The organism is Paraburkholderia sp. BCC1876 (assembly GCF_902833695.1).
Classification (GTDB): Bacteria; Pseudomonadota; Gammaproteobacteria; order Burkholderiales; family Burkholderiaceae; genus Paraburkholderia.
Window position 1 is genome coordinate 235,254 of sequence record NZ_CADFGI010000004.1, and the last position, 15,260, is coordinate 250,513.

The following is a 15,260-nucleotide window of genomic DNA, read 5'->3' on the forward strand; positions in this document are numbered from 1 at the left end:
GGCAATCCCTTATCGAAACCTTCAGTTCTACAGGCTATTATTAAGCCGCACGTAAGATTCCCATGCTTGCCTGGCAATCCCGTCCAAACGTTCCAGTGATAGCGTGTGCTGACGCTGTACAATCATCAGCGCATACGGCTTGGAGAGCGCGCTTGCCTCCTTGCACAGAACGAGTTCGTCGCCGCTTGATGGTGAGCGGGCGCGCCAGAAGTTGATCGCGGCTTCCAGTTCGTGAATGCTTATTTCGGACATGACGTCGTGATCGCTCTCCAGATCTGTGCAGCAGGCGCCCCGGCGAACCGCTTGCCCAAACGCCTAAACCCATTGTACTTGAGCGAAATCCATGCGACTCCTTCTGATCGAAGATGACCGCCCCATCGCACGCGGCATCCAAAGTAGTCTCGAACAAGCCGGCTTCACCGTCGACATGGTCCATGACGGTATTTTCGCCGAACAGGCCCTGACCCAAAACCGCCACGAGCTCGTGATCCTCGATCTGGGTCTGCCCGGTATCGACGGCATGACGCTGCTGTCGCGTTTCCGCCAGAGCAACCGTCATACGCCGGTGATCATTCTCACCGCGCGCGACGAATTGAACGACCGTGTCCAGGGCCTGAATTCCGGCGCCGACGACTACATGCTGAAGCCGTTCGAACCCACCGAACTCGAAGCACGCATTCGCGCGGTGATGCGCCGCAGCGGTCCGCACGGCGATATGCCGCGTCCGGAAGTGTCGCTGGGCGGTGTGCGTCTGTCGGGCGTCGACCGTCGTATTTTCAACGACGACAAGCCGCTCGAACTGTCGCCGCGTGAATTCGCGGTGCTCGAAATGCTGTTGCTGCGCCACGGCCGCGTGGTCAGCAAGGCGCAACTGCAAGACCACCTGACGCATTTCGGCGGCGATCTCGGCGACACCGCGATCGAAGTCTACGTGCACCGGGTGCGCAAAAAGCTTGAGAACTGCCGTGTCGAGATCGTCACGGTGCGCGGCTTCGGTTACCTGTTGCAGGAAATCCGTCAGGCCGCATAATCGTCATGAAGGCCGCCATCGTCATGGTGGCCTGACGGCGCCGGGCCGGCGCCGCGCACTCGGTGCGCACCACGCCGGCACCCGGCGGAATTTCACGGCGTCTGTGCCGTAGCTACTTTCCCGCGCGTTCGATCATGCCCCAGCCGGCCGCCAATAGTCTGCGCCGCACGCTGCTGCGGCGCCTCGCTGCTCCCCTTTCATTGCTCGCGCTGATGAGCGGCCTGATCGCTTACTGGCTCGCGTGGCAATACACGCAACACGTGGTCGACCGTTCGCTCGCCGACCTCGCCACCGCAATTTCCAAGCAGATCCAGATTGCCGGACCGGATGCCCGCATCACGGTGCCACCGCTCGCGCAAGCCATGTTCTCCGACCCGGCCGAAAATCTGGTCTACCGGATCAGCAACGGCGATACCGAAATCGCCGGCGACCACAATCTGCCGCTGCAAGGCACCAGCGTACGACGGATGCACTACGCCTATGTGTTCGAGACGCAGCATGAGGGCACGACCGTGCGCGTCGCTCAGGTGCGCGTCGATCAACCGAGCGGCAATCCGATCGTCGTCGAAGTCGGGCAGCCGGTGCATCACCGCTTCAGGATCGCCGCCGAGTTTCTGGTCGCGATCATGATGCCGCTGCTGTTGCTGCTGCTGGCGGGTTGGGTGATCGTGTGGCGCGTGGTGAATCAGCAGCTCAATCCGCTGACCGATCTTGCCGACTCGTTGAATCGTCAGACGCACACCTCGCTCGAACCGGTCGACGAAACCTATGTGCCGGTCGAAATCCGGCCACTGACCGGCGCGCTGAACGCGCTGCTCGATCGTCTGAAAACCGCGCTCGACGGTCAGCGCAAATTCATCGCCGACGCCGCACATCAGTTGCGTACGCCGCTCACCGCCGTCAAGCTGCACGCGGAACAGGCGGCCGTTGCGCGCGACCCGCAGCAGACGCTCAAGGCGGTTCGCGAACTACGCGCCGCGGCCGACCGCGCGGTGCGCTTGTCGAATCAATTGCTGTCGCTTGCACGCGCCGAGCCGGGTGAACAGGCGGCACGCTTCGTCAATGTCGACATGGCCGCGCTCGCGTTCGACACCGGCGCGGAATGGGTGCCGCGCGCCCTGACCTTCCAGGTCGACCTCGGCTTCCAGCGCCTCGATGACCCCGCCAACGCGCAGCCGTTGATCGCGCGCGGCAATCCCGTTTTGCTGCACGAAGTGATCGCCAATCTGCTGGATAACGCGCTGAAGTACGTGCCGCCCTCGCGCTTCGACGGCGGACGTATCACCGTGACGGTGTCGCAAACGGTGATCGACGAATTGCGCATGGCGGAGATCATCGTCGAAGACAACGGACCGGGCGTGCCCTTCACGCAGCAAGCGGATCTGTTCAAACGCTTTTTCCGCGGCGACGGTCAGACCGAAGCCGGTGTCGACAGCGGCGCCGGTCTCGGTCTCGCGATCGTTCACGACATCATGGTGCTGCATCACGGCAGCGTGCATTACGAAGATGCGCCCGATGGCGGCGCACGTTTCATCGTGCGTATTCCGCTCGTGCCGATCACCGTGCAGAACGAGCCGGTTGCCGACGAACGGCGTCCGGTAAAAAAATCGGCGCACTCGGCGCCGATCGACATCTAACGTAGGGATACCCCACGCGGGCTGCCGCGATCGCTCACTGAAGTGAGCTCGCGGCAGCCCGCGTTTTCATTTCTTCTTCGCTTTCTTGCTGGCCTTCCTGGCCGACTTCTCGCCCTTCTCTTTCTCCGGCGGCGCCAGCATCGTGCCGCGGCACTTGCGCGCGCCGCAACGGCATTCGTATTCCTTCTTCAACTTGTTCGTCTGACGCGCGTCGATCACGAGGCCGTAGTCGTAAAAGACTTCCTCGCCTTCCGCAATGTCGCGCAGCGCGTGCACGTACACGTGACCGTCGATTTCCTCGGCTTCGCAATTCGGCGCGCACGAGTGGTTGATCCAACGCGCGCTGTTGCCGTCGACCTTGCCGTCGATTACCTTGCCGCTGTCGAGCGCGAAATAGAACGTGTGGTTCGGTTCGGCCGGATTATGCGGATGCCGACGCAACGCTTCCTTCCAGGAGATCCGCTCGCCCTTGTATTCGATTAGCCGCTCGCCGGCTTTGATCGGTTCGATGGCAAACACGCCTTTGCCGTGCACACCCGAACGGCGCACGGCGATCCTGCGTGAACTCATTGAATGAATCCTTGTGAATAACGGGGATGAGGTCCGGCAGCCGCCGGACATGCCCGCGTCTGACGCGCTGCTTTTTTCCGACGCGGATAGCAAACGCGGCGCCTTGCGAGCGCCGCGTCGACTTGCGGCGCACCTACGCCACATCCGGCATCCTACACGCTCCAGACGGCATCCTTCAACCGTCAAAAAGACGTGATCGTGTCACACACCTCACCCGCTTCAACGTTGTCCGAACGAAATGTCGCCGAACAGCGCTTTTTGCTCGCGCGGTTGCGAACGCCAGTATTGCGGCGGCGCCTCGACCGTCGCGCCGAGTTGCGCTGCGGCGTGCCACGGCCAACGCGGGTTGTACAGCAATGCGCGGGCCAGCGCGATCAGATCGGCGTCGCCGGCTTCGATCAGTTGCTCGGCATGAAGCGGATCGGTGATCAGGCCCACGCCGATGGTCGTGAGGCCGGTGGCCTCTTTAACCGCCTTCGCGAACGGAATCTGATAGCCCGGTTCGAGCGGAATCTTCTGCAACGGCGAGACACCGCCGGACGACACGTCGATCCAGTCGCAGCCGCGCTTCTTCAATTCCTGCGCGAACGCGATCGTGTCTTCGAGCGTCCAGCCGCCCTCGACCCAATCGGTTGCCGAGACACGCACGCCGACCGGTTTGTCGGCGGGAAACGCGGCGCGCACGATGTCGAAGATTTCCAGCGGAAAACGCATGCGGTTTTCGAGCGAACCGCCGTAGTCGTCGGTACGTTGGTTGGCGATCGGCGACAGGAATTGATGCAGCAGATAACCGTGCGCCGCATGCACTTCCAGACCGTCGATACCGAGGCGCGCCGCACGCCGCGCGGAGGCCGCGAACGCTTCGCGAATCCGGTTCAGCGCGGGCGTATCGAGCGCCAACGGCGGCTCTTCGCCGGCCTTGTGCGGCAGCGCCGACGGCGCATGCGGCAACCAGCCGCCTTGCGACACCGGAATCAGTTGGCCGCCTTCCCACGGCGCCTGGCTCGACGCCTTGCGCCCGGCGTGCGACAACTGCATCGTCACCTTGATGTGGGAATGCTTGCGGATCGCGGCCAGCACCGGCACGAGCGCGGCTTCGGTCGCGTCGTCCCACAGGCCGAGATCGCCGGGGGTGATGCGGCCGTCCGGTTCGACCGAAGTCGCCTCGATGCACAACATGCCGGCGCCCGACAAAGCCATGCTGCCGAGGTGGATCATGTGCCACGCGGTGGCCTCGCCACGATCGGCGGAATACTGGCACATCGGGGACACGACGATACGATTGGGAAGCGTCACGCTACGCAGCGTGAGCGGAGAAAAAAGCGCGCTCATGGATGTCGCCCAGTAGAAACCCGAGAGCGATCGAGCATAGCACCGCAGGGGATTTACTGCAGACAGGGGTCGCTTGAGCGAAGGGCTTAACGCTTAAGGCTTTGGCTCGACTTGATCGAGCCACTCGCCGAACATCCGGCAGACAGCGGCTTCCAGTGCGGGGCCGAACTGCGCGGTTTCGGCGCGCAACTGGCGTGCATCGATACCGTGGCCGACAAGCTCGCCCGCATTGCCGATCAGCCAGGGTTCGAAGCGATCGGTGCGAATCTCCGGATGGCATTGCAAACCGAGCACATGATTGCCCCAACTGAACGCCTGGTTTTCGCAGGCCGGCGTGGAAGCAAGACGCGTGGCGTTGTCAGGGAGATCGAAGGTATCGCCATGCCAATGCAGCATGGAAGTTTGCGCGGCGTCCAGGTGGCGCACCGGCGAAGCGCGACCGGCATCGGTCAGCGTGAGCGGTGTCCAGCCGAGTTCGGTATGCCCGGCGGGATAAACCCGCGCACCGAGCGCACGGGCGATCAGTTGAGCGCCGAGGCAGATGCCGAGCGTCGGTAAACCGGCGGCAATGCGTTTTTCGATCAACGAAAGCAGCGGCACGAGCGTCGGATAAAGCGCGTCGTCGGTGGCGCTGATTGGCCCGCCGAGCACCACCATGACCGACGCGGACACCGGATTCGGCGCCTCGATACGGCCTAAGCCGACGTCGAGATAACGCACCGGACGGCCGCGCTCGCCGAGCACCAGCTCAAGACTGCCCAGATCCTCGAAGTGCACATGGCGAATGGCCAGAACTTCGCGATTCATCGGCCTGACCCACCTTCAGGTTGACTAAAGACTTGCCGCTACGCGGCGCCGATCGGCTCAGGGTGGCTTATGCCACCCCAAGCCGGCTTGGCAGTGTAGCGGATTGTCCCGGAAGAAGCCGCCTTACTGGGCGAAGATCTTCCAGGTCTTTTTCTGGGTGGCGACGTCGGCGATTTCGTAGACCGAGCAATCCAGACGCACGTTCGTGTCCGACATGTTCATGTCGAGCAGCGAGCAGTGATGCGGCGTCTTCTTCGGATTCTTGCTCGGCTCGAAATGCGCGCAGCTCAGGCACATGCGGTGCGGCGGAATCGTGCCTTGCGCTTCCAGCTGATGGACGGTCTTGAGCAACGTGCGATAGAACACCGACTGCTCATCGTCACGCAGCGTGCCGACCGCCTTCGCGAGGAAGTCCGGCCATTGCGCGGCGCGCTTCGCAGCGGTACGGCCACGTGCCGTCAGACGAACCGCGAGCGCGCGGCCGTCGTCGAGTGCGCGGCGCTTTTCGACCAGACCCTTGGTTTCGAGCGTGCTGACCGCATCGCTCGTGGTCGCTGCGGTCAGAGCCGTTTCACGGGCGATTTCGCCGAGGCGCATCGGGCCTTTGCGCTGCATCAGCAGGACGAGAATTTCGCCTTGCGTCGGGGTGAGACCCGCGCCTTCGGCCCATTCCCAAGCCTGGCTTCGCATCGCCGTGCTCAATCGCAAGAGGCTGTGGGTCACCCGCCCGGCTGCCTGTTCTCCGTATACGCCTTCGCTCATAATCTTCGATTCGTTTATTTACAGCCTTGGTTCAAGACCGGCGACTTGCTCGCCGACCGCGCCCGCAGCCTGTGGGGGTAGCCTTGCCCAACTACGGACAAGACGGTTTCTACTATCTCAAAAATTTGCCGCCTGACCAGCCAAGGCTGCGAAAACGACATTCTATGCGAGAGCGGCGAATCGTACAGCTAACTTATCCAGGGCAAGCTGTGGATAACCACGGGAAAACCTGGGGACGGCTTGTGCACCGATTCTTGATAACCATCCAGGCGGTGTTTTTACCTGCTGAAGTTGTCCTCGTATACCGGCGTCGATGTGCTCACGTCCCGACCGGTTATGGTTTACGCAGCACGTTGACTTTGCAGGGAATTATTCAGTTGTCCACAGGCCTGGGCGATGCTTGTTAACTACTACTACTTTGGTATACGTTAACTTTATAAAAACCTAAGACACGTCCGGCTGGAAAAATAAATTACATAAAAAAACCCGCACGAAGCGGGTTTCCTTACGGTTTGACGTAATCCGTTTTAATCCTGACTAGGCTCGCCATTGCAGACATTGCTGACGGACAGCTTCGTGCAAGGATTTTTCTTTCTCGAACACGCCACGCACCCAGGTCGCATCGTTCACCTGGCCGCGCGCGATCGCGCCGATCTCGGCAAGCGCATTACCCGAACCCAATGCTTCGGCGTGCGGTGCAATCAGATCGAGCGTTTCGAGAATGTCTTCGGAAATCGTCTTGCGTTCGCCGGTTTGCGGATTGATGCAGGTGCCGGCCAGACCGAAGCGGCACGCTTCGAAGCGATTGAAGGTGTAGACGAGGTAATCGTCTTCCTGCGGTGTGATCGGTTTGTCGAGCAGCAAATGCCGCGCCAGCGTCTGGATGTAGCAGGCAATCGCCGCCGCGCGATCCACCGATAGCGGTGTGTCCATCACGCGTACTTCGATCGTGCCGAAACCCGGCTTCGGCCGGATGTCCCAGTAGAAATCTTTCATGCTGTTGACCACGCCCGTGTGGACCATCTTCGAGAAATATTCCTCGAAGCTGTCCCACGTCAGCACGAACGGCGCGCGGCCCGATAGGGGGAACGCGAACACGGAATTCAGGCGTGCCGAATGAAAGCCGGTGTCGACGCCCTGCACAAACGGCGACGAAGCCGACAACGCGATGAAATGCGGAATGAAGCGCGACATGGAATGCAGCAGATACAGCGCGCTGTTCGGATCCGGACAGCCGATATGCACGTGCTGGCCGAACACCGTGAATTGCTTGGCCAGATAGCCGTACAACTCGGACAGGTACTGAAAGCGCGGCGTATCGACGATCTGCCGTTCGCTCCATTGCTGGAACGCGTGCGTGCCGCCGCCGCACAAACCGACGTTCAGATGATCCGCCGCGGAAACCAGCGTGTCGCGAATCTTGCGCAAATCGGTGACGGCCTGCTCGTGCGTCGTGCAGATGCCGGTCGACAGCTCGATCATGCTTTCGGTAATTTCCGGCGTGATGTTGCCGGGAATTTTTTCGTCCTTGATGAGGCGCAGCAGATCCGAGCCGGCTTTGGTCAGATCATAGTCGTGCGTGTTGACGATCTGCATCTCGAGTTCGACACCGAAGGTAAACGGTTTCGAATCGATGAAGGGTTCGAGTGACATAGCGTCCCCTGTGTCAGTCGGCCGGGAAGTTGTCGCCTGCCCGGCCGTTTTTGAATCGAATAACTCGAGTAAGTCGAATCAGGCGGATGAAACATCGAGCAGCGCCGAGCGCTTACGCTTCACGCCGCTCGGCCACCATCGCGAGACTGCGATAGACGAGCCACGGCCCGAGAATCTGCAGCACGAAAATCGAACACATCACGATTGCGCGCAGTTGCGGATCGAAGTTCGGATACAGGTTGTACGTATCGTCGACCAGCAGATACGCGAGCGCCGACATGGGCGATAACGATAAACCGAGCGCTATGCCCTGCTTCCAGTTCAAGCCGCTCGGTTTCGCGAAAGCCAGCACACCGACCAGTTTTGCCACCAGACGCGCAACGATCAGGCCCAATGCCGCCACACCGCCCAGCGCGATATCTTTCCATTCGAACGAAGTCAGCGTCAGCACGAACAGAATCACGGTCAGCAACCAGCCGGCGGTACCGAAATGCTCCGGCCACAATTGCGGACGCGCCTCATGATTTTTCACGATGATGCCGGCCGCGAGCAGCGCCAGAATCGTCGAGAGCTTGAACAGATGCGCGACCGCGATCGCCAGCAACACGAGGCCGAACAGCGCGACAAACGAATGCTCGTCCTGCATGTTCAGACGGCGATAAAAGAACGTGCAGGTCCGCGCGAGCAGATAGGCGAGCACGAGCGAGCCGACCAGCAGATACAGCGGTTGCAGGATGGTGGCGAAAACATTGCCGTAAGCCTCCTGATGCAACCAGCTCGACACCAGCTTTTCGATCACCACGGCGTACATGCTATTCAACGCGGTCAAGGTCAGCATGCGTTGCGTGACCTGACCTTCCGCGCGCAATTCCGTTTTGAGCTGGATCACCATCGCGGGCGAGGTGGCCATCGCGATCGCGGCGAGCACCGTCGCCACGATCACCGGCACGTTCAGCAACAGCAAAACCGGCAATACCAACGCGAACGTCAGCGTCGCTTCCGCCACGCTCGACAGGATCAGCCACGGGTTGCGGCGAATCCAGCGCAAATCGAGCCGGCTGCCGAGTTCGAACAACAGCAAACCGAGCGCGACGTCGAGCAAAGGTCGCGCGGCGCTGGCGGAATCGGCATCGATCACGCCCGAACCGGCCGCGCCGGCGACGAGACCAATCACCGCATAGCCGGAAATGCGTGGCAGACGCCACGCGCGATAACACAGTTCACCGCACAGGCCGGCGGCAAGCAAGGCGAGACCCGCCCAAAAAATGGCGTCGGGTGCGAGAGGCCAGGCCGGAAAGAATGAAAACGCCGACTTCATCGTGATGGGTTCTCCTTGGCAGCAACGGCAGGCGACACGAACCGGCGCGAACACCGGCGAGCGGGCGAGCGCATGAAGCGCTCACAGTCGCGACCGCTTCGCGTGACCCGCGTTGCGAGTTTTTCAACGATCGGATGATCTGAATGCACCGCAGCCGCTGGGAGCCCGGCGCATTCCTGAGTGCGGCCGTAGCAACCGGCACGGCACGGTGAAAGAACGCCGGCGACTTTGAATCAGATTCTGATTGAGCGGCACCGTTCCGTTGTTGCGTGTGCCGCTAGAGGCGAAGCACGACGCGGAAAAGAACGGCGATTGTGCCATAGCTTTTTCAGAGTTGACCGAAAAGGCGCGAACATGCAGGCAAAACGGTAAAAACGTACGTTATCTTCGCAGCATGAGGAAAAAGCGACCGTTTTGAGATGAGCTTGGGTCGTCTGGACGTTCAGTTTGACGGAGCTAGATGTGTTTTTCGGGAAGGTTAACCGGAAATTTTGGGGCGGTTTGGAGGGCGGTTGGCCGGGCTTTCCGATGACGACCGCTTTCCAGCTCGCCTCGGTCTTTCTGTTTACAGGTTTACCGTATGTATACGTAGTAACAGTTAACAAGCTGCCTCGGTTTCTGTGGATAACTCCTGTTTACCGAAATGAATCATCAGCTTGCCGACGGCATAACCGGATGCACAGCTTGTGCGGGAGCGGCGGGTATACAGGGGTAACTTTTGGCGATTTCCGGCGGCGGCAAAGTTACCCCGTTTACGTCCACAACGGTTCCACATGAGTTTCGCCGGTTAACGGCAAGCTTATCCACAGGGTGTGGTGGATAAGTTATCCACCGGGGTTAACACGGTTCACACGGCTCGACGCGCGGTTAACTCACGGTGCCCTGACGCAATGCTCGCAGGAGGAAGCGAGCCGGATCGATGTCCTCGGCCAGATCCCGTTCGATTGGCCACGGCTCGCCTTCGAGCTGCGACGCGATCAGTTCCGCGCCGAGCGCCGCCCACACCAGGCCGCGGGAACCGTAGGCGAAGGCGCCGTACAAGCCGTCCGTGCGCGGCAGGTCGAGCGGCCAGGCGCCACGCAGACGTTGGGCGTCGCGTGTGGCGAGGGTTTCGTCGGCGAGTTGGCCGATCATCGGCATGCGGTCGCTGGTGACGCAGCGGAAGGCGACGCGGCCGGCCAACGCGGCCGACGGCATCTGTCCGGCTCGGCCGGCTTGAGCAGCTTGTGAGGCTTGAGCCGTCGCTGTCGCCGACGCAACGCCCGAGAACGCCGGCAGCATCTGCGCGACGCGCTCGAGGTTTTCCAGATGGCCGTCCGCGCGCAGCGATGTGTCGGGATCGTCCAGTTCGTAGGTCGCGCCGGTCAGCGTGACGCCGTCGACGAGCGGCACCGCGTAGCCTTCACCGATCACCGGCAGCGCCAGCGGCGCGACCGCGCCGGCTGGCAGCAAGGTCAATTGGCCGCGGATGCTGCGCGTCGGCGCATGCCGCAAACCGGCGATGCGCGCGGCATCGTGCGCACTGGCGACGATCACCACCGGCGCGCGTGCCACCGCTTGCCCCGACGTGTCGAACACGGTCCATTGGTCGCCATCCCACTCGATTCGCGCGACGTCCACGCCAAAGCGACGTTCAAGCAAGTTGCCCGCCGCGGCGCATTGTGCGGCGCACAGCGAAGCCGGATCGATCCAGCCGCCGTGTGGAAAGAACCAGCCGCCCCGCGCGAGCGGCATGCCGGCGAGTTTTTGCGCGTCTTGCGCCGACACGGGCGTGACGTACTCGGACGGATAGCCGAACGCGGCGATCGCGTCGCCGATCGAGCGGGCTTCGTCGTCGTCCGCGGCGATTTGCAACAGGCCTCGCGCGCCGCGCAACGGTTGATGGCCGAGCCGTTCCAGCGCGGCCCAGCGCCTGAGCGTGTATAGAAAGCCCGCGCGCGTCACGCGCGACGCGACGCTGTCGTCGCGGGAAATCATGGGATGGAACACGCCGGCGGGATTGCCCGACGCGTCTTGGGCCACCGACGCATGGCGCTCCAGTGACGTCACGCGCCAGCCGCGCGCCGCGAGCCGCTCGATCACCGCGCAGCCCGCGAGCCCCGCGCCGATCACCACCGCGTGCCGTTCTTCCACCGCAAGCGGCGCGGGCGGTTCATAACGCCGCACGCGCCAGCGCGGCGCGAAATGGCCGACCAGCATCGCCCGTTTCCAGCCGAAGCCGTCCACCTTGCGGTACTCGAAGCCGCATTGCGTCAACGCGCGTTTGATGTCGCCGGCGCTACTGTAAGTGGCGAAGGTCGCGCCCTCGCCCGCCAGGCGCGCGAGCGACTTGAAGATCGCCGGGGTCCAGAGTTCGGGGTTCTTGGCCGGCGCGAAACCGTCGAGATAGAACGCGTCGGCGCGTAGCCTCAACGCCGGCAAGCTCTCGAGCGCGTCGCCGAACACCAGCGTGAGCACGACGCGGCCCTCGTCGAATTCGAGCCGATGCGTGCCCGGAACCAGCATCGGCCAGGCGTCGGCGAGCGTTTCCGCCAGCGCGCTAATGGTCGGGTCGGAGATGGTTTTGGCGTAGACGGTGCGCAGGTCGTCCAGAAGGAACGGATGCTTCTCGGTCGACACGAAATGCAGCCGCTCGCAGCGCGCCGGATCGGCGCGCCACGCGGCCCACGTCATCAGAAAGTTGATGCCCATGCCGAAACCGGTTTCGAGCACGGTGAAAACGCGGCGTTTTTGCCATCGTTCCGGCAACGCATTACCGCGTAGAAAAACGTATTGAGATTGTTCGAGACCGCCCACGACGCTGTGATAAATGTCGTTATAAAGCGGTGAGTAAAGCGAGCCGTTATCGCGAAAAGCGACGACAGCGGGGATCAGCGAATCGGTCATGCCGGACGGAATTAGACGCTCGCAAGAGCGGGTCGAACGTTACCGTCCGCGCGGGCCGCTCGCCGGACGGCGAAAAAGACGCGCCGAACGTTGGCAAAATCCAACGCCAAGCCCCGTCCATACTGGGTTTCAGCCATCCGCGGGAGGCGCCGACAGCAAAAACTGCGGTTTCCTTGCGATATCGGCCCCGGAACCGCGTAAATCTTCGAAACCCTTATCCTGATTGGGTTTGCGCTGCGCTATCATAGCAAGCGCCGCGAAGGGAGCGGCGGCACGGCCGCCAGGCAGTCATCTGCCGGGCGTTCAGGTCCGGAGGGGATCCGGAGCCGCAGCTGCTCGACGGCGCGGCCCGCGCACGTATAATCGGCGCGTTCGCGCTGTTCGTGTCAACCTAAACTCAGAAAGGAACCTTAATGAACAAACAGGAACTGATCGACGCCGTCGCAGGACAGACGGGCGCCAGCAAGGCTCAAACCGGTGAAACGCTGGACACGTTGCTTGAAGTGATCAAGAAGTCTGTGTCGAAGGGCGACGCGGTCCAGTTGATCGGCTTCGGTAGCTTCGGTTCGGGCAAGCGCGCAGCACGTACGGGTCGTAACCCCAAGACCGGCGAGACTATCAAGATCCCGGCCGCCAAGACCGTCAAGTTCACGGCTGGTAAGGCGTTCAAGGACGCAGTCAACAAGCGCTAAGCAGATTACTGCCCGGCAGTTGACACCCGCCAACGGCGGGTTTTTTTTCGTCTGCTGGTTTTGCAGCAGCGGGTTGAACGGCGACGTGTGTCGCGGTTCAACCTTCAGGCGCGGTCAGTCAAGTCTGGCTAGTCGTGGCGGTGGATGATTTCGCCGTGACCGTCATGATCATGGTCGTGGTGGTCGTGACCGTGATCATGCCCGTGGCCATGATGATCGTGATCATGATCATCTTCGTCGAAGTCCCATGCCGGGAACGGATCCGTGAACTGCTGCCACGCTTGCGGTCCCAACGCGTATTCGTCATCGGTCAGCAGGCAGGCGTCGAACTTCGCCTTCCACACCGCCGGTTCGATACCGACGCCGATCATCACCAGTTCCTGGCGACGGTCGCCGATGCTCATATCGTCCGGATCGCCATGCCAGTCGGCGGCGATTTCAGCCGCCAGCTCGTCGTCACCGTCCGGCCATTCGCTGCGGTCCTGCGCTGCCCACCACATCCCCGCCGGACCATGCCGGCAAGCGCCGCCGGCCTGCGACAGCGAACCGGCGATATCGTTACGCGTGGCCAGCCAGAAGAAGCCTTTGCTGCGCAGAACGCCCTTCCACTCCTGATGCAGCAGCGCCCACAGACGTTCCGGATGAAACGGCCGACGCGCCCGGTAAATGAAATTGCCGATGCCGAATTCGTCCGCTTCACCGTGATGCGCATGACCGTGCTCGTGATCATGTTCGTGATTCAGCGACGCCAGCCAGCCCGGCGCGCTCGACGCTTCGTCGAAATCGAAGCGGCCGGTGTTCAGCACTTCCACGAGCGGCACTTCGCCGAAGCGGCTAACCACCTGCACCGCGCGCGGGTTGATGCGGGCGAGGATGCGTTGCAAACGCGTGAGCTCGTCGGCGCTGACGAGGTCGGCCTTGTTCACGACCAGCACGTCGCAGAACTCGATCTGCTCGATCAGCAACTCGACCAGCGTGCGATCGTCTTCTTCGGTCGCGGCAATGCCGCGCTCGGCGAGCGCGTCGGCGGAACCGTAGTCGCGCAGGAAGTTGAACGCGTCGACCACGGTCACCATCGTATCGAGCCGCGCGACGTCGGAGAGCGACGCGCCGTCGTCGTCGACGAAGGTAAAGGTCTCGGCGATCGGCATGGGCTCGGCTACGCCGGTCGATTCGATCAGGATCGCGTCGAAACGCTGTTCGCCGGCAAGGCGCTTGATCTCTTTCAGCAGGTCGTCGCGCAGCGTGCAGCAGATGCAGCCGTTCGACAGTTCGACCAGTTGCTCCTCGACATGCGAGAGCGCCGCGGCGTCGCGCACGAGGGTGGCATCGATATTGACGGCGGCCAGATCGTTGACGATCACGGCGACGCGCAAGCCGGCGCTATTCGCGAGAATGTGATTCAGGAGCGTGGTCTTGCCGGCGCCCAGAAAACCGGAGAGCACGGTGACGGGCAAAAGCGGCTGGTTCATCGCAGTACGGGAAACAAGAGGATTGGAAGGCGTGCCGGGCGTGGGTCGCAGGACCGCGTGACCCATGACCGCGTTGGCGGTCGCATCGCGACGGCAGCACGAAGCCGCATTGTGCATCAAAACGGGCGAAGCCCTCCTGGCGAGCCGGATCGGCACACGGCTGAAATGACGCAGAGGCTGAAGTTGGTGCTTAAGTCGACGTTGGAGCGTATGACCGAACGGCCAGACGAAAGATCGTCTATATATAAGAGTAACGATCCAAAGCGAATAAAACCGACACGCTCGCTTAACGTGCGGCCGGCATCAGATTCCACTTGCGCAGGATCGTGGCGATCTGCATCGCATACTTATCGCGCAGCGCCGGCGTTTCCGAGTGGTACGCGCCGATTGCCTGCCAGGTATTGCCGTACTTGTTCATCTGACGGCGCAGATGCCACGCCGCGATGTAGACGTTCTTGCACGGCTCCATCAGCGTGCCTTGCGAGATGCCGTATTGCGCGAGCACCGGCAGATGAATCGAGTTGATCTGCATAACGCCGTAGTCGATCGAGCCGTTGGCGTTCTTATGCTGGGCATCGGGCCGATTGTGCGACTCCTGCCAAGCAATGGCGCGCAGAATCAACGGATTGACCTTCTGATACTTCGCCGCTTCGTCGAAACAATCGGCGCGCGCCTGCCCTGCTGCAACCAGCACGGCAAGTCCTGCGACGACAGTGACGAAGATTCGTTTCATCGGTCAAGACGACTAAGTAAAGCGCAAGAGTAAGGTTTGGTAAGGCGGTTCGTCGGCCATACTTCAGCCGCTTGCAGCCGTCGAGCCGCACTGGCCGGGCGTTTGTCCGGCATCGGGGAAAACCCGCGTCGGCAAGCCGCAACCGCTGACCCGAACGGCTCGTATCATACCGACAGGCAGACTCGCGTCAAGTTAGCTAACAGACATAAGCATGTGGAAACAAGGCGCTGCGTCATTCGCGCCCAACCTCGCACGAGCTTTCATTTGATTGACGGCAACAAACGGTCTTTAGAGTATTCGCACGGCGCCGTTCGTTTTGTGACAAATCCGACATGAAAAACTGTTACTGTTCATTTTTTTCGGACATA

The 15,260-nt window shown here is 61.8% G+C and carries 13 protein-coding genes; 3 read left to right on the forward strand and 10 right to left on the reverse strand.

Annotated features, from left to right (window positions below):
* Positions 1-27: 27 nt before the first annotated feature.
* Complete coding sequence (locus HWY05_RS16460; protein WP_035554309.1) at positions 28-252, reverse strand: DUF3717 domain-containing protein; 225 nt, start codon at positions 250-252, stop codon at positions 28-30.
* 91 nt (positions 253-343) lie between these two features.
* On the opposite strand from HWY05_RS16460, the gene HWY05_RS16465 reads away from it, so the two are divergent.
* Complete coding sequence (locus HWY05_RS16465; protein WP_013590077.1) at positions 344-1,030, forward strand: response regulator transcription factor; 687 nt, start codon at positions 344-346, stop codon at positions 1,028-1,030.
* A gap of 134 nt (positions 1,031-1,164) precedes the next feature.
* The gene (locus tag HWY05_RS16470; protein WP_035554307.1) at positions 1,165-2,667 is read left to right on the forward strand and encodes a sensor histidine kinase; all 1,503 of its coding nucleotides are present in this window, start codon (positions 1,165-1,167) and stop codon (positions 2,665-2,667) included.
* A 66-nt stretch (positions 2,668-2,733) separates the two neighbouring features.
* Here the strand turns inward: HWY05_RS16470 and HWY05_RS16475 are convergent, their stop codons facing one another.
* The 7 genes from HWY05_RS16475 to mnmC all read right to left on the reverse strand — a co-directional run bounded on the left by HWY05_RS16475 (position 2,734) and on the right by mnmC (position 11,995).
* Entirely contained in the window at positions 2,734-3,237 is a 504-nt protein-coding gene (locus HWY05_RS16475; RefSeq protein ID WP_035554305.1) for an SET domain-containing protein-lysine N-methyltransferase, read from the reverse strand.
* A gap of 219 nt (positions 3,238-3,456) precedes the next feature.
* Complete coding sequence (locus tag HWY05_RS16480; RefSeq protein ID WP_035554303.1) at positions 3,457-4,569, reverse strand: NADH:flavin oxidoreductase/NADH oxidase; 1,113 nt, start codon at positions 4,567-4,569, stop codon at positions 3,457-3,459.
* Positions 4,570-4,662: 93 nt separating this feature from the next.
* On the reverse strand, positions 4,663-5,376 hold the full coding sequence (locus tag HWY05_RS16485) for a glutamine amidotransferase (protein ID WP_176058949.1): 714 nt from the start codon (positions 5,374-5,376) through the stop codon (positions 4,663-4,665).
* A gap of 123 nt (positions 5,377-5,499) precedes the next feature.
* Positions 5,500-6,138: a MarR family winged helix-turn-helix transcriptional regulator gene (locus tag HWY05_RS16490; protein WP_035554298.1), complete on the reverse strand. Its 639-nt coding sequence runs from the start codon at positions 6,136-6,138 to the stop codon at positions 5,500-5,502.
* Between the two features lie 537 nt (positions 6,139-6,675).
* Positions 6,676-7,791 carry a YbdK family carboxylate-amine ligase gene (locus HWY05_RS16495; RefSeq protein WP_035554296.1) on the reverse strand — a complete coding sequence of 372 codons (1,116 nt, stop codon included), beginning with the start codon at positions 7,789-7,791 and terminating at the stop codon, positions 6,676-6,678.
* Positions 7,792-7,903: 112 nt separating this feature from the next.
* A complete protein-coding gene (locus HWY05_RS16500) occupies positions 7,904-9,109 on the reverse strand; it encodes a cation:proton antiporter (protein WP_035554294.1) in 1,206 nt (401 codons plus the stop codon).
* Positions 9,110-9,976: 867 nt separating this feature from the next.
* Positions 9,977-11,995: a bifunctional tRNA (5-methylaminomethyl-2-thiouridine)(34)-methyltransferase MnmD/FAD-dependent 5-carboxymethylaminomethyl-2-thiouridine(34) oxidoreductase MnmC gene (gene mnmC / locus HWY05_RS16505; protein WP_176058950.1), complete on the reverse strand. Its 2,019-nt coding sequence runs from the start codon at positions 11,993-11,995 to the stop codon at positions 9,977-9,979.
* A 413-nt stretch (positions 11,996-12,408) separates the two neighbouring features.
* Here mnmC and HWY05_RS16510 point away from each other — a divergent pair, with 413 nt between their 5' ends.
* Positions 12,409-12,687 carry an HU family DNA-binding protein gene (locus HWY05_RS16510; protein WP_006050811.1) on the forward strand — a complete coding sequence of 93 codons (279 nt, stop codon included), beginning with the start codon at positions 12,409-12,411 and terminating at the stop codon, positions 12,685-12,687.
* A gap of 128 nt (positions 12,688-12,815) precedes the next feature.
* Here HWY05_RS16510 and HWY05_RS16515 read toward each other — a convergent pair whose 3' ends face one another.
* Complete coding sequence (locus HWY05_RS16515; protein WP_176058951.1) at positions 12,816-14,159, reverse strand: GTP-binding protein; 1,344 nt, start codon at positions 14,157-14,159, stop codon at positions 12,816-12,818.
* Positions 14,160-14,445: 286 nt separating this feature from the next.
* Complete coding sequence (locus HWY05_RS16520; protein WP_176058952.1) at positions 14,446-14,892, reverse strand: lytic transglycosylase domain-containing protein; 447 nt, start codon at positions 14,890-14,892, stop codon at positions 14,446-14,448.
* Between the last annotated feature and the right edge of the window lie 368 nt (positions 14,893-15,260).